Raw genomic sequence first — 25,455 nt, 5'->3', positions numbered from 1 at the left:
ACGCGTGAGCGTCGCCGTCACAGCGCCCGGGCCGCGTACGCCCTGACGTCCGCGTCCGTGTCGGCCGTGGCCGTGGCGAGGGCCGCGCGGGCCTCCTCCTCGGCTCGGTGCCGGGTCAGGGCCAGCACCACCGCCTTGCGGACGTCGGCGTTGGGGTCCGCCAGCGCCTTGGCCAGAGCGGGGACGGCTGTCTCGGCGGCCGCGGCCGACAGCGCGGTGGCGGCGCCGGAGCGGACCTGCCAGGCCGGGTCGGACAGCGCGGCCACGACACGGTCGGCGAGCGGCCCCGGGCAGCCGGCGTCGGCCAGCGCGGCGAACGTGGCGCCGCGTACCAGCGGGTCGCCGTCCTCGGTGAGCCGGTCCAGGGCGGTGGCCAGCAGCTCGCGGTCGGCTGCGGTCAGGGAAGCCGAGCCGACCGTGGCCAGGGCCTTGGCCACGGTGACCCGGACCTCCCGGGAGGGATCGTCCGCGGCAGCCGCCAGCGGCCCGACCGCGTCGACGGACACGAGGGCCCGTACGGCCTCGGTGCGGACCGCGATGTCGGGGTCGTCCAGTGTCGGCGCGAACACCCCGGTCCCGCCGAGCCGCAGGGCGCGCAGCACATCGAGGGCGGCGGCGCGGACCACGGGGTCGACCGAGGCGAGGGCGCCGGTGAGAGCGGTGCCGAGGGCGGGTTCGGGCGGCAGGGTCTCGATCAGCTCGCGCAGTGAGGCCGCGGCGGCCGCGCGGACCCCGGCGTCGGGATCGGCCCGGGCGCCGGCCAGGGCCCGCCCGGTGCCGGTCGGCACGGTCTCGGTGAGGACCGAGACGGCCGTACGGCGGACGGCGGGGTCCGGGTCGGCCAAGTAGGGCTCGACCAGGGCGAGTTCCAGCTCCGCCTCGGCCAGAGCCAGCAGTTCCAGGAGCCGAGGCGAGGCGGTGCCCGCCACGCCGGGCCGGCCGGCGGAGGCGGTGGCGCCCGCGGACGTCGGTCCTGCGGCGACCGGTGCGACCTTGCGCGGCCCGGCCGTGGCCATGTCCTCGGGGCGGACCTCGCCCAGTCGGCGGGAGGAACCGCCGACCGGCGCGAACTCCTCGACCGGGACCAGATAGGGAGCCACGGGACGAGCCGTGAACTCCATCGCACCAGAGGGGGACTTGTGCAGATCGAGATGGTGGAACCAGGACACGTCGTCGCGGCCGGGGTGGTCGAGACGGTCGTGGTAGAGGCCCCAGCGGGACTCGGTGCGGGCGAGAGAGGCACGGGCGGCCATCTCGGCGCAGTCACGGATGAAGCTGACCTCGGCGCAGCGCATCAGCTCGTGCGGGGTGCGGGCGCCCATGGCGGCGATATCGGCGCGCATCCGCTGGAAGGCCTCCAGAGCGAGGGAGAGCCGGGCACCGGACTTCGGCGGTGCCACGTAGTCGTTCACGAAGCGGCGCAGCTTGTACCTGACCTGGGGCTGCGGCGGCCCGTCCGGGTTGCGCAGCGGGCGGTAGATCAGCTGATGCGCTTCGCGCACCTGGTCGACGGGAAGCTCCCCCTGGTACGCGGTATCGCCGGGATCGGGCGGATGACCTCCAGGACCGGGCCGAGCAGATCCTCGGCGAGGCGCGAGCGGGCTACGAGCAGGCCTGCGGCCACACCCAGAACCGAAACGTGCAGGCAGGGAGCGTTCTAGGAACGGTGGAGCAGGCCGCTCATGGTGATGCGGTCGCCGCGGAAGCGGATGAACTCCAGGTCGACGGGACGGCCGTTGGCGAGGTGGGTGAGGCGCTCCAGCATCAGTACGGCGGCGCCGCGCGGGGCCTGGAGTACGGCGGCATAGTGGGTGTCCGCGTTCACCGCCTCCAGGGTGATCTCGGCGTGGCCGAGGCGCTGGCCGGTGATGGCTTCCAGGAGGCGGAAGACATCGGTGTTCTCCAGGTCGGCGCCGAGCAGGGCGGTGCCGAGGTCGAGCGGGATGTAGGTGAGGTCGAGGGAGAGAGGCAGGCCGTTGAGACGGCGCAGACGCTCGATGTAGAGGACATCGGTGCCGGTGGGGACGTGGAGGCGGTCGGCCACCGGGGCGGGTGCCGGTGCGGGGCCCACGGTGCGGACCTCGTTGGTGACGCGGCCGTGTTCACGGAGGGTTTCCGCGAGGCCCATGAGACGGTCGAGCCCGTGCGGATACTTCCGGGCGACGACCACGGTGCCGACGCCGGGCAGCCGTTCCACGAGCCCCTCGGCCCTGAGGAGGTCCAGCGCCTGGCGGACGGTGTTGCGGGAGGCCCGGTAGTCGGTGGCGAGGGTCGACTCGTGGGGGAGGGGGCCGTTCTGGAAGGCGCCGGTGAGGATCTGGTGGCGCAGCAGGTCGGCGAGCTGCCGGGCCCGGTCCGCACGCAGCCGTCGACGCGTGCGGTGGGCGGCGACGGTGGTCGCGGCGCCCTGACCGGCGTGGTCGCGGGGGCGGGCGGTGGGTGGCATGGCTGGAACCATACCTAGTCGGTAGGGAATGGCGTGTTGCGGCAGTGTTGCGCCAGGTCAGGGGGCGTCGGATACGGCTCTGAGCTGCTGGTTTTCCTCTCCGGGTGGAAGATCTGCCACCCGGTCGGCCAGTCAGGACAGTGCCGTAAGCCCAGGGGCGAATGTGATCAGGAGCGGCAGCAGCGGAACGAGGGCCGCCACCGTCGTCGTCAGGGCCCGGTGCCGGCGCAGCAGCCGCGGCGGCGGTTCCAGCAGGCGGTCCACGCGTTCGCCGAGGAGGCGGCGGCTGGAGTCGCAGGACAGGACGCCCCGGTGCTGGTTCAGCTCGATCAGCGCCAGGGCCGTGGTGAGGTGGCCGCAGCGCCGGGACGCCGTGTCGTCGGCGGCCAGTTCGACCAAGCGGTGCGTCTGGTCGCAGAAGTGGGCGAACAGCGGCACGCGCGGGAAGCCCGTGGCGAGCGCGGTGGACAGGTGCAGCAGCCAGTCGTGGTGGGCACGCGCGTGCCCGCGTTCGTGGGTGAGGACGGCGTCCAGCTGGTGGTCGGTGAGCCGGTGGAGCGCGCCGGTGGTGACGACCAGCTGGGGCGGGTGTCCCGGCATCCACCAGGCGTCCGGGTACTCGTCCTCCAGCACCAGCATCGGGCCGCGTGCCGCCGGGAGTCCGGCCGGCAGGTCGGGGGCGCGCTCCCGCAGCTGCGCGCGGGCCTGACCACGGCTGCGGCGGGCCTCAACGAGCTCCCGCGCCAGCAACGCCGTCGTCCAGGCGGCCCCGCCGGCCAGCAGCACGGTGAGGGCGGCGGCCCACACCGGTGCCGAGGACAGGTCGTAGGCGGCGGTGACGGAGGGCGGCGCCGGGGCGAACACGCGGTCGCGAACGGTGTGGAAGACGGCCGCCGCGCCCAGGACCAGTGCGGCCAGGCAGCACAGCAGGACGGTGGCGACCAGGCACTGCCACACCCACAGCGCGACCACGGGTTCCCGCTCGGTCCAGGCGGCACGGGTCAGCGCGCGTGGCGCCGGCAGGGCGGCCGTCAGGGCGACGACGCTCAGCAGGAGCAGGCAGACGGTCATGCCGGGGCTCCGGTTCCTGGTCGGAGAGTTGTGCGGGTGTCGGGTGGTGCGGCGCGATGCGCCGAGGGCGCCTCGCGTGGTGCGTGTCCGCTCAGTATGACGGTGCGGGGCGGCGAGAGTCAGGTCTCGGCGTGGATCGGTCGGGCCGTTGCGCCGCCGGCTCTCCCCGGCGTCCGGCTTGCCCGGTTTCCGGGGCGGAGGCCGTGCGGCTCCCGCTCCCGGAAGGCCTGCCGCACTGCCTCCAGTACGTCGTCCGCTCCGAACCCCAGGACCACTGCGCAGGCCACCAAGCCCCCGTCCTCCCTCGGTGGGTTCGGGCGCCTCACGGTGGCGGGCGGACGGTGGCAGCGAGGCGGCGTGCCGCGAGCCCGGTGGTGCGGACGATTTCCCGGGCGTGCACGGTCAGCGCGTCCCCTGCCGGGACGCCGGTGACCGCGCACAGGCCGAACGCCGGGATGGTGTACAGCTACGACCTGCCGGTCAGCCCGACACGACCCGCCCGCTGACCTCCCCCAGCCCGACCCGGCGCCCGTCCGCGCCGGGGGCCCAGGCCGACAGGGTCACCACATCCCCGTCCTCCAGGAAGGTCCGCTTGCCGTCCGGGAGTTCGAGGGGGTCGCGGCCGTTCCAGGTCAGCTCCAGCAGCGAGCCGCGCTGAGCCTCCTTGGGGCCGCTGACCGTGCCCGAGCCGTACAGGTCGCCGGTGCGCAGCGAGGCGCCGTTCACCGTCATGTGGGCGAGCTGCTGGGCGGCGGTCCAGTACATGGTCGAAAAGGGCGGCTCGGAGACCACGTGGCCGTTGATGGCGACGGAGATCCGCAGGTCGTAGCCGCCGGGCTCGATACCGAGTGCCGAGTCGTCCAGGTAGGGCAGCAGCGGGTGCGTGCGCTCCGGAGGCGCCACGCGCGCGTGCTCCAGCGCTTCCAGCGGGGTGATCCACGCCGACACCGAGGTCGCGAAGGACTTGCCGAGGAAGGGGCCGAGGGGGACGTACTCCCAGGCCTGGATGTCCCGCGCGGACCAGTCGTTCAGCAGGCACAGCCCGAAGACGTGGTCGCGGAAGTCGCCGAGCGCGACCGGCCGGCCCAGCTCGGACGGCACGCCCACGACGAAGCCGACCTCGGCCTCGATGTCCAGCCGGATCGACGGGCCGAAGACGGGCGCCGGGTCGGCCGGGGCCTTGCGCTGCCCGGAGGGCCGTACGACGTCCGTGCCGGAGACGACGACCGTGCCGGAGCGGCCGTGGTAACCGATCGGCAGATGCTTCCAGTTGGGGGTGAGGGAGTCCTCGGCGTCCGGGCGGAAGATCCGGCCGACGTTACGGGCGTGGTTCTCCGAGGAGTAGAAGTCGACGTAGTCCGCCACCTCGAAGGGCAGGTGCAGGGTCACCTCGGACAGGGGGTGGAACAGCGGCTCGACGGCCTCGCGGTGCGCGGGGTCCGTGACCCAGGACGTGACGGCGCGTCGTACCTCCGACCAGGCCGGGCGGCCGGCGGCCAGCAGCGCGTTGAGGGTGGGCCGCGCGAGCAGCGGGTGGTGCGGCGAGCCGAGGGCGGCGGCCGCGGCGCCCGCGTCGAGGACCTGGTCCCCGAGCCGGACACCGACCCTCCGTTCCGTGCTGCCGGAGGGCGAGAACACGCCATAGGGAAGGTTGTGCGGGCCGAAGGGGTCGCCCTCGGGGACGTCGAAGGGGGGCATGGGGTGCTGCCTCACTCTCATCCGGGCCGTGCATGGCGCTCGTTCCATGTGGTCGCGCCACACGTTACGGCCGCGATGCGTGTCTTGGGCAGAGACCTCTGCGGCACCCGCCACGGTGTCCGAAAGATGTGTGTCACAGGGTCTTCGAAAGGTTGCTCGCACCCTGTCTAAAGAGTTCGCAATGTCCGAATAGGCCTTGTCGGAGGCGGCAATTCCGGCTTAGCGTCCTTTGGGGACACGGACGGGGTGGGTCCGTTCCATTGGGGGGACACGTGGGGGGACCCGTGGCCGGAGACACCGTCGGCGTGCCGTTCGAGGTGGACCGGGACGTACCAGGACTGATCGTCAAGTTCGGCGACTATCCGCTGCACCACGGCGGCGTCGGCGCGATCCGCAGCCTGGGCCGGCTCGGCGTGCCCATGTACGCCATCACCGAGGACGCGTACACGCCCGCGGCCTCCTCCCGTTATCTGAAGAAGGCCTTCGTGTGGCCGACGACCGGTGCGGAGGACCCGGGTCACCTGGTCGAGGGCCTGCTGCGGATCGGCCGCCGGATCGGCCGCCCCGCCGTCCTCGTCCCGACCGACGAGGAGGCCGCCGTGCTGATCGCCGAGCACCAGGACGATCTGGCCGGTTCCTTTCTCTTCCCGCGCGTGGATCCCGCGCTGCCGCGCCGGCTCGCCAGCAAGCAGGGCCTGCACGAACTGTGTGTGGAGCACGGCATCGCGAGCCCCGCGTCGGCGTTCCCGGAGTCGTACGAGGACATCGTCGCCTTCGCCGACACGGCCCGCTTCCCGGTGGTGGCCAAGAACCGTGAGGCGTTCGTCCGGCGCAAACAGCCCGCCGTCAACGGCACCACGCGGATCGCCACCCGCGAGGGCCTGCTCGCCCTCGCCCGCGACTGGGGCGAACGGCCGGGGGTGATCCTCCAGGAGTACCTGCCGCGCGAGGAGGCCGAGGACTGGATCGTGCACGCCTGCTTCGACCAGGACGCGAGCCCTCTCGCCCTGTTCACCGGGGTCAAGGTCCGCTCATGGCCGCCGCACGCCGGCATGACGGCGAACGCGTACGTCGTCGACAACCCGGAACTCACCGACCTCGCCGCACGTTTCATCAAACAGATCGGCTACAGCGGCATCATCGACCTCGACCTGCGCTTCGACCGGCGCGACGGACAGTACAAACTCCTCGACTTCAACCCGCGCATGGGCGCCCAGTTCCGGCTCTTCGAGAACGAGTCGGGTGTGGACGTCGTACGCGCGATGCACCTGAACCTGACCGGCCGCCCCGTTCCGGAGGGGGAACAGCGCGCCGGCCACCGCTACATCGTGGAGAACATCGACCTCCCCGCCCTCCTCGCCTACCGCCGCAGCGGCTATACGACGCCGCACGCGCCGGCGAAGGCGAGCGGGACGGAGCTGGCCTGGCTCGCGGGTGACGACCCGCTGCCGTTCCTCACGATGCTCGCCCGCTTCGTGCGCCCGGGCGCGAAGCACCTCTATCAGCTGTGGCGGACCAACCGCCGCGGCAGCACCTCCACGAAGTAGGCAAAGCCACACAAAGAGTGGCGCACCATGTCCTGGGGAGGGACTTCGTGACTCGACCGGTTGCAGTCATCGGGGCCGGGCCGTTCGGCCTGTCCACCGCCGCCCATCTGCGGGCGCGCGGTATCCCCGTCCGCGTCTTCGGCGACCCCATGGTCAGCTGGCGCGACCACATGCCCGAGGGCATGCTCCTGAAGTCGACGCCCGCCGCCTCGAATTTCGACTGCCCACAGCCCGCCCACACCCTCGCCGACTACTGCGATGCGGCCGGCATCCGCCGCCTGGTGGGTGACGAGGACATCATCCCGGTGGAGACGTTCATCGGCTACGGCGAGTGGTTCCAGCACAAACTCGTCCCCGACCTGGAGCGGGTGCGGGTCGTCTCCGTGGACCGCGACACGAGCGGCGGCTTCGAGCTGAAGCTGGACTCGGGGGAGATGTTCACCGCGCGCGCGGTCGTCGTCGCCACCGGACTGTCGGGCCTGGCGCACCTGCCGGCGGAGCTCGCGGGAGCCGCGGCCGACGGTCCGGCGCCCACCGGCCCGGTCTCGCACAGCTCCCAGCACCACGACCTGAGCCGCTTCGCCGGCAAGGAGCTCATCGTGGTCGGCGCGGGCCAGTCCGCGCTGGAGACGGCGGCGCTCGCCGCCGAGGCAGGGGCACGCGTGCGTGTCGTCGCGCGCGGCCGCGGCCGGGTCGCCTTCGGCGCGCCGCCCTGGAAGCAGTCCAAGCTGCGCCCCGAGTCTCCGTTCGGCCGCGCCTGGTCGCTGTGGGCGTTCAGCTACTACCCGCACCCCTACCGCTACCTGCCCGAGGCCACCCGCCACTTCCTGGTCCGCCGGGTCCTCGGTCCGCTCGGCGCCTGGTGGCTGCGCGAGCGCTTCGAGAGCGCGGTGCAGGTGCAGGACGTGGAGCGGGTCGTGAACGCCGAGGCACCGGACGGCAGCCCCGTCCTCACCGTCCGCACCCACGGCGGGCACACCGAGCGGCTCACCGCCGACCATGTCATCGCCGCCACCGGCTACCGGGTCGACATCGCGGCGATGGACTTCCTCGGCCACGAACTGCGCACCCGGCTCGCGGTCAGCCGCGGCACGCCGAAGCTCGGACCCGGTTTCGTCTCGTCCGTTCCGGGCCTGTACTTCACCGGTCTGCCGGCGGCGTCGTCGTACGGACCGGTGATGCGCTTCGTCTGCGGCACGGAGTTCGCCTCACCGCGCCTGACGAAACACCTGGCGGCGGCCCACGGCTGAGACCTCCTGCAGCACCTGCTGCCTCTTATCAACAAGGAACCGCGGGGCACTACTTGGGGTCGACCAGTACGTAAGTGCGCAGGGCGACAAGGTGAGTCGGTGGGGCTCGGTATCCGTATTCTCTGATCATGGCAGCCTCCCCCACATATTCACTGATCGCCACCGACTTGGACGGAACGCTGCTGCGCGGCGACGACACCGTCTCCGACCGGTCGCTCGCCGGGCTCGCGCGGGGGGCGCGGGCCGGTGCCCGGCACCTGGTGGTGACGGGCCGCCCGGCCCCGCGGGTGCGGCCGCTGCTGGCGCACCTCGGCTGCACGGGGCTCGCGGTGTGCGGACAGGGCGCACAGGTGTACGACGCCGGGACCGGCCGCCTGCTGTGGTCGGTCCGGCTGGACCGGGAGCTGGCCGAGACGGCGCTCGGCAAGATCGAGGCCGAGGTGGGGCAGGTGTACGCGGCCGTCGACCAGGACGGGGTCGACGGGCTCACGCTCATCGAGCCCGGATACCGGATGCCGCACCCGACCCTGCCCGCGGTGCGGGTCGGCCGGCGCGACGACCTGTGGTGTGCGCCGATCAGCAAGGTGCTGCTGCGCCACCCCACCCTGTCCGACGACGAGTTGGCGGAAGCGGCGCGTGCGGTGGTGGGCTCGCTGGCCACGGTCACCATGTCGGGGCCGGGGACCGTGGAGCTCCAGCCGTCCGGGGTGACCAAGGCGACCGGTCTCGCGCTGGCTGCCGAGCGGCTAGGGGTGGCGGCGGAGGAGGCGCTGGCGTTCGGCGACATGCCCAACGACATCCCGATGTTCGACTGGGCGGGACGCGGGGTCGCCATGGCCAACGCGCATGGCGAACTGAAGGCGGTGGCCGATGAGATCACTCTGTCGAACGAGGACGACGGCATCGCCGTCGTCCTCGAAAGACTGTTCCCGACCGACTGACCGGCACATCAGTACGCGGCCGTGCCCGGCCCGTACTCGGCGTCCCGGTGCACGACCGTCTCGGGAGGAAGCGACGGCCGCCCGGTGCGCCCCTCCGTCAGGTGTGGGCACACCGGGCGGCCGATGCCGTGCCGGCCTGCGGGACCGGTCAGTACGCGCTGGACACGTTGTCGATGGACCCGTACCGGGCGGCGGCGTAGTTGCAGGCCGCGGTGATGTTGGCGACCGGGTCGTACGGATTGAGGGCGGTGCCGGCCACGTGGTACGCGTTGAAGGTCGGGTCGATCACCTGGAGCAGGCCCTTGGAGGGGATGCCCTTGGCGGCGTTGGAGTCCCAGAGGTTGATGGCGTACGGGTTACCCGAGGACTCCCGCATGATGTTGCGGTAGATGCCGTTGTAGGTGCCCGGGATGCCCTTCTGGGCCATGATCGCGAGGGACTGGCGGATCCAGCCGTCGAGGTTGTTCGGGTACCCGGCGAGGGTGGTGGAGGCCGACTTGGTGGTCGTCGTGCCGGTGGCCGCGGATGCGCCGGCGGCGCCGATGAGCGGCAGGGCGAGGACGGCGGCTCCGGTGCCGACGACGGCGAGGGTGCGGGCGAGGCGGTTGGTGCGGGGGCGGCGGTGCCGAGCGGCAGAAGGCATGGGAAGTCCTCTCCGTCGCCTGCGAGGTGAGCTGTCGGGTTTGGGCGGTGAGGTGCCCGGCCGCGCCTTCGTGAGAAGGCACGGCTTCACCCCTAGCCGTCCCGGTGCGGCGTGTGCCGACCGGTCAGGCGACTTACCTGGGTCCCCCGCTCCTGCCATACGAATGAGTTCGTCGATGGGTCACACGGGCGGCGGCAGGATTCGGCGTCCGCCCGACGGTCCGGAACGTATGCGAGAGCACATGTCCGAAACAAGTACCTGATGCGTACAAAGCGCCATTTGACCTTGGTCTGTGTCGTATGGGGTACTTGATCCTTTGCGGCTGCCAACCATCAACTCGCGGACGGTGCAAGGGGGGAAGGGGGTTTGACGGGTGTTCGGCGCCGGAGACCGACGTGACCCAATTCACGAAATAACAAAGTATTTCAAATCGGACAAGATGGATTCGGGTGGATCGATGGAGGTCTGTGGCGGAAGCCGTGACGGAGCCCCTGGCGGAACCCCTGGTGTGGCGCCCGTCGTTGTCTGGGGTGTAGGCATTACTCCGCTCGCCCCTCGGCTCGCGACAAAGCGTGTGGGTTCCTGTTAAGTCGATAAATGTCCGCTCTTATTACTTGATCAAAAACATACCGGTCGTGATCCGATACCGCCCAGGCTGGACCGGTGGGCGCTATCGGTGATCGAACAGGGACCGGATACGCTGACTTGAGTGATGGCAGCGACCTATCGACAAACCGTGTAATCGCCAGCAGACACCAGCAGACAGGAGACCCCTCGTGACCGTCGTCGGGCCGTTCGGGCTGAGCGTGCGGGACCAGGCTCTGGAAGCCGATGTCCAGGCCGGATTGGCGGCTGTCGAGGAAGGCTTGCTCGAGGCCACCAAGAGCGAGGTCCCGTTCATCACGGAGGCCGCGCAGCACCTCGTACGAGCCGGCGGGAAGCGGTTCCGGCCGCTGCTCGTGATGCTCGCGGCCCAGTTCGGCGATCCCTACGCGCCGGGCATCGTGCCCTCGGCCGTGGTCGTGGAGCTGACCCACCTGGCCACGCTGTACCACGACGACGTCATGGACGAGGCGGCCGTGCGGCGCGGCGTGGACAGCGCCAACACCCGCTGGGGCAACTCCGTCGCGGTCCTCACCGGCGACTTCCTCTTCGCCCGCGCCTCCCAGATCCTCGCCGACCTCGGCCCCGAGGCGGTCCGGGTGCAGGCGCTCGCCTTCGAGCGGCTGGTCACGGGCCAGATCCTGGAGACCGCCGGTCCCTCCGACGGCCGTGACCCGGTCGAGCACTACCTGGACGTGCTCGGCGGAAAGACTGGCTCGCTGGTGGCGGTCTCGTGCCGGTTCGGCGCGATGATGTCCGGTGCCGACGAGACGGTCGTGGACGTGCTCACCCAGTACGGCGAGCGGCTCGGGGTCGCCTTCCAGCTCGCCGACGACGTCCTGGACATCGCCTCCGACTCGCACGAGTCCGGCAAGACCCCGGGCACCGACCTGCGCGAGGGCATCGCGACCCTGCCCGTGCTCCGGCTGCGCGAGCGGGCGGCCCGGCTCGGCCTGGCCGAGGACATCGCCCTGTGCGAGCTGCTGGACTCCGATCTCAGTGACGACGCCCGACACGCCGAGGCGCTGGTCGCGCTGCGCGCCCACCCCGCGCTGGAGCAGGCCCGCCGGGACACCGTGCGGTACGCGGAGGAGGCGCGGGCCGCGCTGGCGCCGCTGCGCGAGTGCGACGCCAAGGCCGCGCTGATGGAGCTGTGCGACGCGGTGGTCCACCGCGCCGGCTGACCAGGCCGCCTGCCGCACACCACACCACAGCTCCGGCCGCGACCCGGACGCGATTGCGGGTCTCCGTCGCGCCGGGTTTCCGGCCGTGCGCCTCGCCGCCGTTCAGGCCGTGCGCCCGAGGCACGCTTCCGGCTGTCCGTCGTGCAGCGTTTCCGGCCGTGCGCCTTGCCGTGTTCAGGCCGCCAGCCCCCGGGATGTCTCCATCCGTGCCTCTCGCCGCGCTCAGGCCGTTCGAGGGGCCGCTGGGTCGGCGCCCGGGCATGCCTCCGGCCGCCCGTCGCGCAACTCCTCCAGCCGTGCGATCCGTACGCCCCATGAGTCCGTACGCCCCTCCGTGCCCCCGTACGGCCCCCTCCGTTCCGGTGAGACCCCTACGGGTCGGGGGAGTTCCTGCCCCCGTGTGTCATACCCCAGTCGTATGCGGAGTTGGCCCCGAGGTCTGACGCTTCTTCATGGCCGATTTGGTGAGATGGAAACCACGGAAATCACCACTCCTCACCGATTCGGGTGAGAATGGCGGCTCTGATGGACCAGCGTGAGAACAGCCGCCGCCGACGACGGAGGTAAGGCACACATGGCACCGTACGAATCCGACGACGCAGTGGACGCCGCTCGGGACGAGGAGCGGCACGCCCGACGCCGCAGGACGGCCCGTTACGCGGTCCCGGTCGCCGTGGTGGGGGTCGCGGCGGCCACGATCGGTCTGGTCCCGGCGCTCGCCGCTTCCGGTGACCCCGACCTACCCAGGATCACCGCACAGCAGCTCATCGAGAAGATCGCCAAGTCGGACGTGCAGCAACTGTCCGGCACCGTGCGCATCGACACCGACCTCGGCCTGCCCGACCTCGGCGGCCTGGCGAACAATCTGGCCTCCGGCGCCGGCAAGGGCTCCGGCGACGGCTCCTCCGCCGACCCGCAGTCCCAGCTCACCTCGCTGGTCTCCGGCACGCACACGTTGCGCGTCGCCGCCGACGGACCCGAGAAGCAGAAGCTGTCGCTGCTGGAGAGCGGCTCCGAGTACAGCCTCATCCACAACGGCAAGAACGTATGGGGCTACAACAGCAAGACCAACGAGGTCTACCACGGCACCTCGGCCGACTCCGGCAAGGACCGCAAGGCCGAGCCCCCGGCCACGCCGAAGGACTTCGCCGACCAGGCGCTGAAGTCGGTGGACGGCACCACGTCCGTCACGGTCGACGGCACCGAGCGGGTCGCCGGCCGCGACGCCTACAAGCTGCTGATCAAGCCCAGGCAGTCCGGCACCACGGTGGGCGCCATCAGCATCGCCGTCGACGCGAAGACGGGCATGCCGCTGAAGTTCACGCTGACGCCGAAGAGCGGCGGCGCCGCCGTCCTCGACGTGGGCTTCACCCAGGTCACCTTCGGCCGGCCGGCCGGCTCCACCTTCGCCTTCACCCCGCCCAAGGGCGCCAAGGTGACGGAGGAGAAGCAGGACTCCGCGGCTCGCAAGCACGCGCCCCAGCCCGGCGAGGACTTTGCCAAGGGTATGAACGGCGCCGATGTCCTCGGCAAGGGCTGGACGTCCATCGCCACCTTCGACAGCGGCGCCAAGGGCGGCCTGCCGACCGGCTCCCGGGGCGGTGACCTCGGCGGCTTCCTCGGCTCGCTCGGCGACAAGGTCTCCGGCAAGTTCGGCAAGGGCACGGTCTTCTCCACCCGCCTGGTCAACGCCCTGATCACCGACGACGGCAAGGTCTACGCCGGCGCGGTGACCAAGGACGCCCTGGTGAAGGCGGCGAACGCGGGAAAGTGACCCCGTCCGGGAACTACGGACCGTGACCGTACGTTCACTCTTCAAGGGAGGCGCGAATCGAGAGGGAGCCGATGGACGGATCGTCCGCCACGGAGCGGGAGGCGAGGGAGGCGCGGAAGCGTGCCCCCGGGCAGGGGGAGGACGCGGGGACGCCTGCCCCGGGGCCGGCGGAGGCGAGCGTCATCGCCACCCACGGCCTCACCAAGCGCTACCGCGGCGGACAACTCGCCGTCGACGGCCTCGACCTGACCGTCCCGGCGGGCAGCGTCTTCGGCTTCCTCGGTCCGAACGGCTCGGGCAAGACCACCACCATCCGCATGCTGATGGGCCTGATCGAGCCCACGGCGGGCACGGCACGCGTGCTGGGCCGCCCGATGCCCCGGGCGGCCCGGTCCGTCCTTCCGCAGGTCGGCGCGCTCATCGAGGGCCCCGCGCTGTACGGCTTCCTCTCCGGCCGGGACAACCTGCTGCGCTACGACGCCGCCGACCCGACCGCCGACCCGCGCACCCGGCACGCCCGCGTCGCCGCCGCCCTGGACCGGGTGGGCCTCGCGGCCGCCGCCGGCAAGAAGGCGAAGGCGTACTCGCTGGGTATGAGACAGCGCCTCGGTCTGGCCGCCGCGCTGCTCCAGCCGCGCCGGCTGCTCGTCCTGGACGAGCCCACCAACGGTCTCGACCCGCAGGGCATGCGCGAGATCCGCGCCCTGATCCGGGAGCTGGCCGCCGACGGCACGACCGTCTTCCTCTCCTCCCACCTCCTCGACGAGATCGAGCAGGTCTGCACCCACGCGGCGGTCATGGCGCGGGGCCGGCTCATCACCCAGGGCGCGGTGGCCGACCTGGCGGCCGGGGCGCGCGGCCGGCTGGTGGTGACCACCCCGGATCCGGCCGAGGCGGCCCGGGTGCTGAAGGAGCAGGGGGTCGGGGACGTCACCGCCGACGGCGACCGGGTCACCGGTGAGCCGCCCGCGCGGGACCTCGCCGAGGTGAACGCGGCCCTGGTCGCGGCGGGGGTCCGGGTCCGGGGGTTCACGGTCGAACGAGCCTCGCTGGAGGACGCGTTCGTGGCATTGACGGGGGAGGGCTTCGATGTCGCGGGCTGAGACGGCCTCCGTGAACGGTACGGGCCCGATGTCCGGGACGGCCCCCGCATCCCTGGTGCGTCGGCCGAGCCCGCTGTGGACGTTCGGGCTGCTGCGCAGCGAACTCGTCACGACCCTCCGCCGCTGGCGCACGCTCGCCCTGCTCGCGGTGCTGGCCGCCGTGCCGGTGCTGGTCGGGATCGCGGTGAAGATCCAGACGCGGGGCGGCAGGACGGTGGACCACAGCGGCCAGGGCCCGGCGTTCATGACGCAGATCACCAACAACGGCCTCTTCCTGGTGTTCACGGCACTGGCTGCGACCCTGCCGTTCTTCCTGCCGATGGCGGTCGGGGTCGTCGCGGGCGACGCGATAGCCGGCGAGGCGGGGGCGGGCACTCTGCGCTATCTGCTGGTCGCCCCGGCCGGCCGCACCCGGCTGCTGCTCACCAAGTACACGACGGTGATGGCCTTCTGTCTGCTGGCCACGCTGGTCGTCGCCGGCTCGGCGCTGATCGTGGGCGCGCTGCTCTTTCCGCTGGGCGACCTGACGACCATATCCGGCACGCAGATCAGTTATGCCGAGGGCCTAGGCCGGGCCCTGCTGATCGCCCTGGTGGTCGCCGCCTCACTGGTCGGCGTGGCGGCGCTCGGTCTGTTCGTGTCGACCCTCACGAACAGCGGCATCGCAGCGATGGCGACCACCGTCGGCCTGGTCATCACGGTCCAGATCCTCGACCAGATACCCCAGTTGCACGCACTGCGGCCGTACCTCTTCTCTCACTACTGGCTGTCCTTCGCCGACCTGGTGCGCGACCCCGTCTACTGGGACGACCTGGTGAAGAACCTCGGCCTCCAGGCGCTGTACGCGGCGGTGTTCGGCTCGGCGGCCTGGGCGCGGTTCACGACGAAGGACATCAGCGCCTGATCCCCTCCGGGCCGTCTCAGGCGACGTCGTACGGGAATCGTGCGAAGGGGGCGTCCTGGGCGAAGAAGGTCTTCGCGCGTGCCAGCGCGTCGGTGTCCTTCAGTACGTCACCCGGAGCGCTGCCGTTGCCCAGCAGGACGCCGCCGAAGCGCATCCCCATGTAGGCGGCCGAGTTGTTGAGCGTGCCGGTATAGGGCTCGGCGACCGACTGCTCGGCGTGGGCGAGCGCGGCGATGCCCCAGAGGGTGCGCCCGGCCAGGGTCGCCTTGAAGTCGATGTCCGGGGTGCGCAGCCAGGCCGACCAGTAGTCGAGGTAGCGCTTGGTGAGGCCGGACACCGAGTACCAGTACAGCGGCGAGGCGATCACGATGTCCGTGGCCGCCAGGGTGGCGTCCAGCAGCAGACCGGTCGCGCTGTCCGACGGCGGTCGCACGTGGTCGCTGTCGTGCCGCAGGTCCACGAAGTCGGGCAGCGGGTGCTCGGCCAGGCGGATCCAGCGCTGTTCGGTGTCAGCGGGCAACTGCTCGGCCGCCGCGCGGGCCAGCAGTTCGGTGTTGCCCTCGGCGCGGGCGCTGCCGAGGACGAAGAGAAAACGACGGCTCATGGGATCCCCCGGGGCGTGCGGTCGCACAACGGATAGAGGCGTGTGCATCTTATGCACACGCAAGCAATGTGCGCCAGGGTGCGGCTGGTGCGAGGCTGTGACGCTGCGGTGACGCGGAAAGCGAAGCGAACCGACACACTGGTCGGCAGGACGCGTACGACCGGATCGCCACGCCGGGGGAGTGAGGGAAAGCCGATGTCTCGAGTCAGCTTCGAGAAGAAGCGGGCGCAGCAGCCCGTGGCGCATCCGGCGGTGGTACCGGTCCGGGTGTTCGGCGCGGGAGGCGCGTCGGTGGGCGGGACGTCGGTGGTGGCGGCGCCGGGCGAGGAGATCCAGCAGGCCGTCCTCAACCACCTCCAGCGTCTGGCCATAAGCCTCGGCGCCCCCATACGCGCCACGATCCGCGACGACCTGGCGGGCTGCATGGTTCCCCTGGAGGTCTCGGCGGACGGCTCCAGCCGGATCACGGGGCAGGCGGTGCGCGTGGCCGCACCGGCGAAGTCGGATGCGGTGGGCGTGGCTTCGCCGGAACGGCCGACCACGGCGGACGTGCCTCCACCGGCGGCTGTGGCTTCTCAGGCGGCTGTGCCTTCGTCGGAGGGCGTGCGGGAGGCGTCCCCGCCGAAGCAGTCGGCGTCCGTGCCGGCCGGGACCGTACAGGCGCCGACGGGACAGTTCGGCCCCGCGCCGGTCATGCCGGTCACCAAGGCGCCGGCGCCCGTCGCCTACGTCCCCGAGCCCGCCCCCACCACCCCGACCCCCACCCCCGCCCGGGGCTTCGACGCCGTCGCCGAGGAGGTGCTCGGGGACGAGCCCGTGACCGAGACCGCGGAGGGGGCCGAGTTGTTCACCGAGCCGATGACGCGGATCAACGAGGCCGTGCGCTCCGGCCGTATCGAGGCGGCCGCGCAGCTCGCCGACCGTACGGTGACCGAGGCGGCCACCGTGCTGGGCCCCGGCCACGCCGAGGTGCTGCACCTGCGCGAACTGTCCGCCTACATCGCCTACTTGGGAGGCGATCCGGTCGGCGCCTGCCGGCAGTCCCTGGACCTCGCGCGGCTGCGCCGGCAGGCGCGGGACGCGGAGGCCGCGTACGGCAACGTGCAGAGCGCGGCGACCGCGTGGCGTGCGGTGCGCGATCCCGAGGAGGGCCTGCGGCTGGGCCGCGACCTCATCGAGCTGTGGGCGGACCTCACCACCGAGCCGGGTCCCGCCGCCGACGACCCGCGCCCGCTGGAGTCCGCCCGCGCCCGCATGGTCCGCCTGACCGACCGGGCGGCCCGAGCCGCACAGCCGTAACCGGCGGCACCAGGCGGCACCGGGCAACGCGCCTACTGCAGGCAGAATTCGTTGCCCTCCGGGTCCGTCATCACCAGCCACTGCCCGCCCGGCTCCTTCACCTCGCGAACCACCCGCGCGCCCAGCCCCTCCAGGCGTGCCACCTCCGCCGCCCGCCGTTTCGGGCCGGCGTGCAGGTCGAGGTGGAGCCGGTTCTTGGCCGTCTTCGGTTCCGGGACACGTTGGAAGAGCAGGCGCCGACCCAGCCCCGTGCCGGTGTCCGGGTCGTATGGATCCTCGGGATGCCGTACGGCGATCAGGTCACGGAAGGCGGGGCGGCCGTGGTATTCGACGGTCGCTCCGCCGGGCAGTGCTCCGGCCGCCAGCAACCGCTCGACGAGGGCGCTGTTGTCCTCGGCCGTGTAGTGGAGCGCGGCGGCCCAGAAGTCGGCCTGGGCGTGCGGGTCGGCCGCGTCGATGACGAGCTTCCAGTGCAGTGGTGCGGGCGTCTGTGTCGACATGGTCGCCACTTATAGCGCGCGGCACTGACAACGGCCGTCAGGCTTCGACCGCCGCGGACTCGGCCCGGTCGCCGCGTGCCACCACGAGCGATTGCCTGGTCCGCCGCGCCGAGCGCAGCGCGTCGCCCGTGAGCAGCATCAGCGCCAGCCAGACCAGCGCGAACCCGGCCCAGCGCTCGGGCGGCATGGCCTCGTGGAAGTACAGGATGCCGAGCAGGAACTGGAAGACGGGAGCCAGGTACTGCAGCAGGCCGAGCGTGGACAGCGGCACGCGGATGGCCGCCGCGCCGAAGTAGACCAGGGGCAGCGCGGTGACCAGGCCGGTGGAGGCGAGGAGGGCGGCGTGCCCGGTCCCGTCGCTCATGAAGCTGGCCTTGCCGTGCGCGCCGAGCCACAGCAGATAGCCGAGCGCGGGCAGGAACTGGATCGCGGTCTCGGCGGCCAGCGACTCCAGGCCGCCGAGGGCGACCTTCTTCTTGACCAGGCCGTAGGTGGCGAAGGAGAAGGCGAGGACGAGCGAGATCCACGGCGGGCGGCCGTAGCCGATGGTCAGGACGACGACGGCGGCGAGGCCGGTGGCGACCGCCGCCCACTGCACGGGCCGCAGCCGCTCCTTGAGCAGCAGCACGCCCATCGCGATGGTCACCAGCGGGTTGATGAAGTATCCGAGAGAGGCCTCGACCACATGGCCGGAGTTCACGGACCAGATGTAGACGCCCCAGTTCACGGTGATGACGGCGGCGGCCACGGCGACGAGCGCGAGCCGGCGCGGTTGGCGCAGCAGCTCACCGGCCCACGCCCAGCGCCGTACGAAGAGCAGGGCGACGGCGACCACGACCAGGGACCACACCATGCGGTGAGCGAGGATCTCCACCGCCCCGGCGGGCTTCAGCAGAGGCCAGAACAGGGGCACCAGGCCCCACATGCCGTAGGCGGCGAAGCCGTTCAGCAGGCCTATTCGGTGCTCACCCTTGGACTTCCCGGCCACCGGGCCCTCCCTCTCGCATCAGACACGCGAGAACGAAGGTAGCGCCGAAACCCGCGGCTGTCATGGCCGTATCGCCATACGGTCATGACAGCCGGGGTGGATCATGGGCCGCTCAGCCCTTGAGCGCGGCGGTGACCGCCTCCGCCAGCGGGGTGGTGGGACGGCCGGTCAGCCGCGACAGGTCGCCGGAGGAGATCACCAGCTCGCCCTTCTCGATCGAGGCGTCCACGCCGGCCAGGATCGTGGCCAGCGGTCCGGGCAGCCCGGCGCCGGTGAGGATGCCGGCGAAGGTCTCCACGGAGACCGCGTTGTAGACGATCTCCTTGCCGGTCTGCCGGCTCAGCTCGGCCGCGTACTCGGCGAAGCCCCACGCCTCGTCGCCGCCCAGCTCGTAGGTCTTGTTCTCGTGACCCTCGCCGGTCAGCACCGCGACCGCCGCGGCGGCGTAGTCGGCGCGGGCGGCCGAGGAGACCCGGCCGTCGCCGGCGGCCTGGACGACCGCGCCGTGTTCCAGCACCGGGGCCAGGTTCTCTGTGTAGTTCTCGTGGTACCAGCCGTTGCGCAGCAGGGTGTACGGCAGGCCGGAGGCGAGCAGCACCTCCTCCGTCGCCCGGTGGTCGTCCGCGAGCGCGGCGGTGAGGCTGCCCGGGGCGCTGGTGTAGGCGAGCAGCGCCACACCGGCCGCCTGCGCGGCGTCGATGACGACCTTGTGCTGCTGCACCCGGCCCTTGTCGAACTCGTTGCCCGAGATCAGCAGCACCTTGTCACCGGCGGCGAACAGGCCGCCGAAGGTCTCGGGCGCGTTGTAGTCGGCGACGGCCAGCTTCACCCCGCGGGCGGCGAAGTCGGCGGCCTTCGCCTCGTCGCGCACGACGGCGGTGATCTGCTCCGCGGGAACCTTCTCCAGCAGCTGCTCCACTACGTGCCGGCCGAGGTGTCCGGTGGCTCCGGTGACGACGATGCTCATGGTTCAGAACTCCTTGTGGGGGTGCCGTGACTCTCGTATGGCACTTACCCTAGGAGGGGCGCTAACCACGCGAAAGTACCCACTTTGAAGTAAGGTACGGGCATGTCGGTAAGTGAGTGGAAGGGTGACGGCGAGGCCATGTGCCCCCACCGCCTGGTCCTGGAGCACATCACCAGCCGCTGGGGTGTGCTGGTACTGATCCAGCTCCTCGAACGCCCGTATCGCTTCAGCGAACTGCGCCGGGCGATCAGCGGCCTCGGCGGGCGTGGCGTGAGCGAGAAGATGCTCACGCAGACCCTCCAGACCCTGGAGCGCGACGGTCTCGTCCACCGGGACGCCAAGCCCGTCATCCCGCCGCGCGTCGACTACTCCCTGACCGGGCTGGGCTGCGAGGCGGCGGAGCAGGTGCGCGCGCTGGCCCGGTGGACCGAGCGGCGCATGGACGACGTCCTCAGCGCTCGCCGGGCATACGACGAGGCCCGGGACGTCCGGTCCCGGGCCTCGTAGCCAAGCCGAAGGCGTCCTCAGCCGACGACCGTCCAGGTGTCCCCGCCCGCCAGCAGCGCGGCGAGATCGCCCTTGCCCTTCTGCTCGATCGCGGTGTCCAGCTGCTCGGCCATCGCCGTGTCGTAGACCGGCCGGTCGACCGAGCGGAAGACACCGATCGGGGTGTGGTGCAGGGTGTCGGGGTCGGCGAGCCGGGAGAGGGCGAAGGCGGTGGTCGGGGACGCGGCGTGGGCGTCGTGGACCAGGATGTCCGCCTCGTTCTCCGGCGTCACCGTGACGACCTCCAGGTCACCTGTGGCCCGGCTGCGTACGACGCCGCGCGCGCCGGCGGCGCCGAAGCGGATCGGCTGTCCGTGCTCCAGCCGGATCAGGGCCTCCTCGGCCTGCTGCTTGTCCTTCAGAGCGTCGAAGGCGCCGTCGTTGAAGATGTTGCAGTTCTGGTAGATCTCGATCAGCGCGGTGCCCGGGTGGTCGGCGGCCGCGCGCAGCACCTCGGTCAGATGCTTGCGGTCGGAGTCGATGGTGCGGGCGACGAAGGACGCCTCCGCGCCGATCGCCAGCGACACCGGGTTGAACGGCGCGTCCAGCGAGCCCATTGGCGTCGACTTGGTGATCTTGCCGAGCTCGGAGGTCGGCGAGTACTGGCCCTTGGTCAGGCCGTAGATCCGGTTGTTGAACAGCAGGATCTTCAGGTTGACGTTGCGGCGCAGGGCGTGGATGAGGTGGTTGCCGCCGATCGACAGCGCGTCGCCGTCACCGGTGACCACCCACACCGACAAATCCCGCCTGCTCGTGGCCAGGCCGGTGGCGATCGCCGGGGCGCGGCCGTGGATGGAGTGCATCCCGTAGGTGTTCATGTAGTACGGGAAGCGGGAGGAGCAGCCGATGCCGGAGACGAAGACGATGTTCTCCTTGGCCAGCCCCAGCTCCGGCATGAAGCCCTGTACGGCGGCGAGGATTGCGTAGTCACCGCAGCCCGGGCACCAGCGCACCTCCTGGTCCGACTTGAAGTCCTTCATCGACTGCTTGGCCTCGGCCTTGGGGACCAGCTGCAGCAGCCCGTTGCCGGTGTCAGTCATCGATGGCCTCCTTCAGCGCCGCGGCGAGCTGTTGCGCCTTGAACGGCATGCCGTTGACCTGGGTGTAGGAGTGGGCGTCGACCAGGTACTTCGCCCGGATCAGGGTGGCGAGCTGCCCGAGGTTCATCTCGGGGATGACCACCTTGTCGTACCGCTTCAGCACCTCACCCAGATTCCGCGGGAAGGGGTTGAGGTGGCGCAGGTGGGTCTGGGCGATCGCCGCGCCGGAGCGGCGCAGCCGCCGTACCGCCGCCGTGATCGGCCCGTAGGTGGACCCCCAGCCCAGTACCAGGGTGGTCGCGCCGTGCGGGTCGTCCACCTCGATGTCGGGGACCTCGATGCCGTCGACCTTGGCCTGCCGGGTGCGGACCATGAAGTCGTGGTTGGCCGGGTCGTACGAGATGTTGCCCGTGCCGTCCTGCTTCTCGATGCCGCCGATGCGGTGCTCAAGCCCCGGGGTGCCCGGAAGCGCCCACGGCCGGGCGAGGGTCTCGGGGTCGCGCATGTACGGCCAGAAGACCTCGGTGCCGTCGTCCAGGGTGTGGTTCGGGCCGGAGGCGAACTGCACCCGCAGGTCCGGCAGTTCGTCGAGGTCCGGGATCCGCCAGGGCTCGGAGCCGTTGGCCAGGTAGCCGTCGGACAGCAGCATCACCGGGGTGCGGTAGGTCAGTGCGATCCGGGCCGCCTCCAGAGCGGCGTCGTAGCAGTCCGCCGGCGTCTTCGGCGCGACGATGGGCACCGGGGCCTCGCCGTTGCGGCCGAACATCGCCTGCAGCAGGTCCGCCTGCTCGGTCTTGGTCGGCAGACCCGTGGACGGGCCGCCGCGCTGGATGTCGACGACCAGCAGCGGCAGCTCCAGGGAGACCGCGAGCCCGATCGTCTCGCTCTTCAGCGCGATCCCGGGACCGGACGTGGTGGTCACCGCGAGCGAGCCGCCGAACGCCGCGCCCAGCGCCGCGCCGATGCCCGCGATCTCGTCCTCCGCCTGGAAGGTCCGCACGCCGAAGTTCTTGTGCTTGCTCAGCTCGTGCAGGATGTCGGACGCCGGGGTGATCGGGTACGAGCCCAGGAACAGCGGCAGGTCCGCCTGCTGGGACGCGGTGATCAGGCCGTAGGCCAGGGCGAGGTTGCCGGAGATGTTGCGGTAGGTGCCCACGGGGAAGGCCTTGGTGGCCGGGGCGACCTCGTAGGAGACCGCGAAGTCCTCCGTCGTCTCGCCGAAGTTCCAGCCCGCCCGGAACGCGGCGATGTTCGCCGCCATGATCTGCGGCTTCTTCGCGAACTTGGACTTCAGGAACTTCTCGGTGCCCTCGGTGGGCCGGTGGTACATCCACGACAGCAGACCCAGCGCGAACATGTTCTTGCTGCGCTCGGCCTCCTTGCGGGAGAGGTCGAACTCCTTCAGCGCCTCCACCGTGAGGGTGGTCAGCGGCACGGGATGCAGGTTGTAGCCGTCCAGCGAGCCGTCGTCCAGCGGGGAGGCGTCGTAGCCGACCTTCTGCAGGGCGCGCTTGGTGAACTCGTCGGTGTTGACGATGATCTCGGCGCCGCGCGGCAGATCGCCGATGTTCGCCTTCAGCGCGGCCGGGTTCATCGCGACCAGGACGTTCGGCGCGTCCCCGGGGGTGAGGATGTCGTGGTCGGCGAAGTGGAGCTGGAAGCTGGAGACGCCGGGCAGGGTGCCGGCGGGCGCGCGGATCTCGGCGGGGAAGTTGGGCAGGGTGGAGAGGTCGTTGCCGAAGGACGCGGTCTCCGAGGTGAACCTGTCACCGGTGAGCTGCATGCCGTCACCCGAGTCCCCCGCGAACCGGATGATCACCCGGTCCAGGCGCCGCACGTCCTTGGCGCCGCCCGGTTTGCGCTGCTCTCCGACGACGGCTCCGTCGGTCTGCTCCGCCTGGCTGCTGACCTGGCTGGTCACTGAACTGGACCTCCTTCGAGGCGGCTGTCCGGGGCGTGGTCGTCCCACGGACCATCCCAGGATCAACCCTACGTCGGTTAGGGTCGCCTTCCCGAGACGATCCACAGAATGGACGACATTCGAGTCGGCCTGTGGTGCTGTCGAGTCGGCATGGCACTGAGGTGTCAGGGCGTCCTTCCCCGGTCGTCTCCTCCGGTCTTCCATCCGAGTACCCGGACTTCCCACAGAAGCCGGACCGTCTGACGCCCTGCTGACACAGTGTTCTTCGGATCAGGAGTTCAGATAGGTCAGTACGGCCAGAACACGCCGGTGGTCCCCTTCGCTCGGGGCCAGCCCGAGCTTCAGGAAGATGTTGCTGACGTGCTTCTCCACGGCGCCGTCACTGACCACCAGCTGCTTGGCGATCGCCGAGTTCGTGCGCCCCTCCGCCATCAGCCCCAGCACCTCGCGCTCCCGCGGGGTGAGCCCCGCCAGCACGTCCTGCTTGCGGCTGCGGCCGAGCAGCTGCGCGACCACCTCGGGGTCGAGCGCCGTACCGCCCTGGGCCACCCGCACCACCGCGTCGACGAACTCGCGCACCTCGGCGACCCGGTCCTTGAGCAGATAGCCCACGCCCCGGCTGGAACCGGCCAGCAGTTCGGTGGCGTACCGCTCCTCCACGTACTGCGACAGCACCAGCACCCCGAGCCCCGGGTGGGTCTTCCGCAGCCGTACGGCCGCCCGTACGCCCTCGTCGGTGTGCGTCGGCGGCATCCGTACGTCCGCCACCACCACGTCGGGCAGCTCGCCCTGGGCGTCCAGATCGGCGACGGTCTTCACCAGGGCCTCCGCGTCCCCGACGCCGGCCACGACGTCGTGCCCGCGGTCGGTCAGCAGCCGGGTCAGGCCCTCCCTGAGCAGCACTGAGTCCTCGGCGATGACCACCCGCACCCTGTCCTCCACGATCTCCCGGCCCCCCATAGTCCCTACGCAGGTCTCGTACGGAGGTCCAGCATTCCAGCATTCGGTACGCGCCGCCCGCGGCACCAGCACAATCCCGCCCCCGGGGCGGAGGCGGGAAAGGCCGGGCCGGGTCCTCGCGTCAGGTGCGCCAGGGCAGTTCCGCGATCACCCGGGTGGGCCCGCCTTCCGGGGAGTCCACCACGAGGACGCCGTCCACCGCGTCCAGGCGGCCGGCGAGACCGGCCAGGCCCGAGCCGCGGGAGACGTCCGCGCCACCGACGCCGTCATCGATCACCTGCAGCATCAGCCGGTCCTCCGCGCGCCACACGTCCACCGACGCGGAGCGGGCCCGGCTGTGCTTGCTGATGTTCTGCAGCAGCTCGGAGGCCGTGAAGTAGGCGATGCCCTCGACGGCCGGCGCCGGGCGGGCCGGCAGATCGACCTCCACCCGCACCGGCACCGTGCAGCGGGAGGCGACCGAGGAGAGCGCCGCGTCCAGGCCCCGGTCGGTCAGCACGGCCGGGTGGATGCCGCGGGCCAGATCGCGCAGCTCCTGCAGCGCCGTCTTCACCTCGCCGTGCGCCTCGTCCACCATCCGCGCCGCCGCCCGCGGATCCTCCCGCAGCTTCTCCTTCGCCAGCCCCAGGTCCATCGCGAGGTTGACCAGCCGCGCCTGTGCCCCGTCGTGCAGGTCCCGCTCGATGCGCCGCAGATCGGCGGCGGCCGTGTCGACCACCACCCCGCGGTCCGACTCCAGCTCCACCACCCGCGCCGACAGCGGCGAGGGCCCCAGCAGGCCCCGGACCAGCAGCCCGTCCACCGTCGTCAGGGCCCGTACGATCCACGGCGTGGCCAGCGTGAACAGCAGCCCGACCAGCGCGGTCACGGTGATCTCGAAGGGGTTGTCGAGATAGATGCTGTGGTGCTCGTCGCCGTACAGCTGGATGCCGCCCTGGCCGGCGTACGCCGGGAAGACCCAGAACCACAGCGGGTACGTCAGCAGCGTCCAGCCCGTCGTCCACAGGCTCACCGCCACCGAGAACGAGAACACCGCCCACGGGAACTGCACCAGCGCGTACAGCAGGTTCCGCCAGGAGGTGCCGCTCTTGAGCACCGCGCCCATCCAGGCCGGCGCGCCCGGCTTGCGCATCCGCAGCGGCTCGGGCTCGGCCACCTCCAGCCGCAGCAGCCCGCGCGCCCGCGCCCGCTCCAGCGCGCCGAAACCCCGGCAGCCGGCCAGCGCCGCCGCGAGGACCGGGACGCCGAGAAAGGTCACCAGCAGGCCCGCGCCGAGCGACGCCATGGTCACCGTCCAGGTGAACAGCACGATCGAGATCGGCAGGCTCAGCAGGACATAGCCGAACTCGCGCCAGCTGCGCGCCTCGAACGGTGCCCGCAGGGCGGGAGGGAGCCGAAAGCCGGTGCGGGTCCGTTCGTCCTCCCGCCCGTATCCGTGTCCGTACTCCATGGCCATTGATCTCGTC

Annotated in this window: 21 protein-coding genes, 2 pseudogenes and 1 riboswitch; of the genes and pseudogenes, 9 read left to right on the top strand and 14 right to left on the bottom strand. The window is 71.4% G+C overall.

Going from position 1 to position 25,455, the window contains the following annotated elements:
- Positions 1 to 17: 17 nt before the first annotated feature.
- The 5 genes and pseudogenes from ACWCQS_RS03420 to fahA form a co-directional block, all read right to left on the bottom strand.
- Positions 18 to 1,532 (bottom strand): annotated as a pseudogene (locus ACWCQS_RS03420) (HEAT repeat domain-containing protein); the annotation flags it as partial.
- 2 nt (positions 1,533 to 1,534) lie between these two features.
- Positions 1,535 to 1,645, bottom strand: a pseudogene (locus ACWCQS_RS03415) (ABC transporter permease); the annotation flags it as partial.
- A gap of 12 nt (positions 1,646 to 1,657) precedes the next feature.
- Positions 1,658 to 2,446 (bottom strand): GntR family transcriptional regulator, encoded by a 789-nt coding sequence (locus ACWCQS_RS03410; protein ID WP_451002858.1) that lies wholly within the window; start codon positions 2,444 to 2,446, stop codon positions 1,658 to 1,660.
- A 132-nt stretch (positions 2,447 to 2,578) separates the two neighbouring features.
- A complete protein-coding gene (locus ACWCQS_RS03405) occupies positions 2,579 to 3,517 on the bottom strand; it encodes a M56 family metallopeptidase (protein WP_451002857.1) in 939 nt (312 codons plus the stop codon).
- A 480-nt stretch (positions 3,518 to 3,997) separates the two neighbouring features.
- Positions 3,998 to 5,215 carry a fumarylacetoacetase gene (gene fahA, locus ACWCQS_RS03400; RefSeq protein WP_451002856.1) on the bottom strand — a complete coding sequence of 406 codons (1,218 nt, stop codon included), beginning with the start codon at positions 5,213 to 5,215 and terminating at the stop codon, positions 3,998 to 4,000.
- Between the two features lie 305 nt (positions 5,216 to 5,520).
- Here fahA and ACWCQS_RS03395 point away from each other — a divergent pair, with 305 nt between their 5' ends.
- From ACWCQS_RS03395 to ACWCQS_RS03385, 3 genes are all read left to right on the top strand, one after another.
- Positions 5,521 to 6,762 (top strand): carboxylate--amine ligase, encoded by a 1,242-nt coding sequence (locus ACWCQS_RS03395; RefSeq protein WP_451003019.1) that lies wholly within the window; start codon positions 5,521 to 5,523, stop codon positions 6,760 to 6,762.
- A gap of 47 nt (positions 6,763 to 6,809) precedes the next feature.
- Positions 6,810 to 8,012, top strand: coding sequence for an FAD-dependent oxidoreductase (locus ACWCQS_RS03390; protein ID WP_451002855.1), 1,203 nt, complete (start codon positions 6,810 to 6,812; stop codon positions 8,010 to 8,012).
- A 128-nt stretch (positions 8,013 to 8,140) separates the two neighbouring features.
- Positions 8,141 to 8,953: an HAD family hydrolase gene (locus ACWCQS_RS03385; RefSeq protein ID WP_451002854.1), complete on the top strand. Its 813-nt coding sequence runs from the start codon at positions 8,141 to 8,143 to the stop codon at positions 8,951 to 8,953.
- 148 nt (positions 8,954 to 9,101) lie between these two features.
- On the opposite strand, the gene ACWCQS_RS03380 is transcribed toward ACWCQS_RS03385, so the two are convergent.
- Positions 9,102 to 9,596: a transglycosylase SLT domain-containing protein gene (locus tag ACWCQS_RS03380; protein WP_451002853.1), complete on the bottom strand. Its 495-nt coding sequence runs from the start codon at positions 9,594 to 9,596 to the stop codon at positions 9,102 to 9,104.
- A gap of 3 nt (positions 9,597 to 9,599) precedes the next feature.
- Positions 9,600 to 9,781, bottom strand: a riboswitch (cyclic di-AMP (ydaO/yuaA leader).
- Between the two features lie 591 nt (positions 9,782 to 10,372).
- On the opposite strand from ACWCQS_RS03380, the gene ACWCQS_RS03375 reads away from it, so the two are divergent.
- The 4 genes from ACWCQS_RS03375 (at position 10,373) to ACWCQS_RS03360 (ending at position 15,164) form a co-directional block, all read left to right on the top strand.
- Entirely contained in the window at positions 10,373 to 11,383 is a 1,011-nt protein-coding gene (locus tag ACWCQS_RS03375; protein WP_450982778.1) for a polyprenyl synthetase family protein, read from the top strand.
- 574 nt (positions 11,384 to 11,957) lie between these two features.
- Complete coding sequence (locus ACWCQS_RS03370; RefSeq protein ID WP_451002852.1) at positions 11,958 to 13,157, top strand: LolA family protein; 1,200 nt, start codon at positions 11,958 to 11,960, stop codon at positions 13,155 to 13,157.
- A gap of 71 nt (positions 13,158 to 13,228) precedes the next feature.
- Positions 13,229 to 14,260, top strand: coding sequence for an ATP-binding cassette domain-containing protein (locus tag ACWCQS_RS03365; protein WP_451002851.1), 1,032 nt, complete (start codon positions 13,229 to 13,231; stop codon positions 14,258 to 14,260).
- Positions 14,247 to 15,164: an ABC transporter permease gene (locus ACWCQS_RS03360; protein ID WP_451002850.1), complete on the top strand. Its 918-nt coding sequence runs from the start codon at positions 14,247 to 14,249 to the stop codon at positions 15,162 to 15,164. Before ACWCQS_RS03365 ends, ACWCQS_RS03360 begins: the two co-directional genes overlap by 14 nt.
- A gap of 16 nt (positions 15,165 to 15,180) precedes the next feature.
- On the opposite strand, the gene ACWCQS_RS03355 is transcribed toward ACWCQS_RS03360, so the two are convergent.
- Positions 15,181 to 15,768, bottom strand: coding sequence for a flavodoxin family protein (locus ACWCQS_RS03355; RefSeq protein ID WP_451002849.1), 588 nt, complete (start codon positions 15,766 to 15,768; stop codon positions 15,181 to 15,183).
- Between the two features lie 195 nt (positions 15,769 to 15,963).
- Between ACWCQS_RS03355 and ACWCQS_RS03350 the strand changes: the two genes are divergently transcribed.
- Complete coding sequence (locus tag ACWCQS_RS03350) at positions 15,964 to 17,067, top strand: hypothetical protein (protein WP_451002848.1); 1,104 nt, start codon at positions 15,964 to 15,966, stop codon at positions 17,065 to 17,067.
- 32 nt (positions 17,068 to 17,099) lie between these two features.
- Here ACWCQS_RS03350 and ACWCQS_RS03345 read toward each other — a convergent pair whose 3' ends face one another.
- The 3 genes from ACWCQS_RS03345 to ACWCQS_RS03335 form a co-directional block, all read right to left on the bottom strand.
- The gene (locus ACWCQS_RS03345) at positions 17,100 to 17,567 is read right to left on the bottom strand and encodes a VOC family protein (RefSeq protein WP_451002847.1); all 468 of its coding nucleotides are present in this window, start codon (positions 17,565 to 17,567) and stop codon (positions 17,100 to 17,102) included.
- Between the two features lie 37 nt (positions 17,568 to 17,604).
- On the bottom strand, positions 17,605 to 18,555 hold the full coding sequence (gene rarD, locus ACWCQS_RS03340) for an EamA family transporter RarD (protein ID WP_451002846.1): 951 nt from the start codon (positions 18,553 to 18,555) through the stop codon (positions 17,605 to 17,607).
- 112 nt (positions 18,556 to 18,667) lie between these two features.
- Positions 18,668 to 19,522 (bottom strand): SDR family oxidoreductase, encoded by an 855-nt coding sequence (locus tag ACWCQS_RS03335; protein WP_451002845.1) that lies wholly within the window; start codon positions 19,520 to 19,522, stop codon positions 18,668 to 18,670.
- 102 nt (positions 19,523 to 19,624) lie between these two features.
- On the opposite strand from ACWCQS_RS03335, the gene ACWCQS_RS03330 reads away from it, so the two are divergent.
- A complete protein-coding gene (locus ACWCQS_RS03330; RefSeq protein WP_451002844.1) occupies positions 19,625 to 20,029 on the top strand; it encodes a winged helix-turn-helix transcriptional regulator in 405 nt (134 codons plus the stop codon).
- Between the two features lie 17 nt (positions 20,030 to 20,046).
- Here the strand turns inward: ACWCQS_RS03330 and ACWCQS_RS03325 are convergent, their stop codons facing one another.
- The 4 genes from ACWCQS_RS03325 to ACWCQS_RS03310 form a co-directional block, all read right to left on the bottom strand.
- Positions 20,047 to 21,108 carry a 2-oxoacid:ferredoxin oxidoreductase subunit beta gene (locus tag ACWCQS_RS03325; RefSeq protein WP_451002843.1) on the bottom strand — a complete coding sequence of 354 codons (1,062 nt, stop codon included), beginning with the start codon at positions 21,106 to 21,108 and terminating at the stop codon, positions 20,047 to 20,049.
- The gene (locus ACWCQS_RS03320; RefSeq protein WP_451002842.1) at positions 21,101 to 23,029 is read right to left on the bottom strand and encodes a 2-oxoacid:acceptor oxidoreductase subunit alpha; all 1,929 of its coding nucleotides are present in this window, start codon (positions 23,027 to 23,029) and stop codon (positions 21,101 to 21,103) included. The genes ACWCQS_RS03325 and ACWCQS_RS03320 overlap by 8 nt, the downstream gene beginning before the upstream one ends.
- 270 nt (positions 23,030 to 23,299) lie before the next feature.
- Entirely contained in the window at positions 23,300 to 23,989 is a 690-nt protein-coding gene (locus ACWCQS_RS03315) for a LuxR C-terminal-related transcriptional regulator (protein WP_388619479.1), read from the bottom strand.
- A gap of 121 nt (positions 23,990 to 24,110) precedes the next feature.
- Positions 24,111 to 25,445, bottom strand: a complete 1,335-nt coding sequence (locus tag ACWCQS_RS03310) for a sensor histidine kinase (protein ID WP_451002841.1) — start codon at positions 25,443 to 25,445, stop codon at positions 24,111 to 24,113.
- Between the last annotated feature and the right edge of the window lie 10 nt (positions 25,446 to 25,455).

The organism is Streptomyces sp. NPDC002076, from assembly GCF_053593835.1.
Note: the sequence above shows the minus strand (reverse complement) of the source record. Positions and strands in the feature narration are given on the sequence as shown.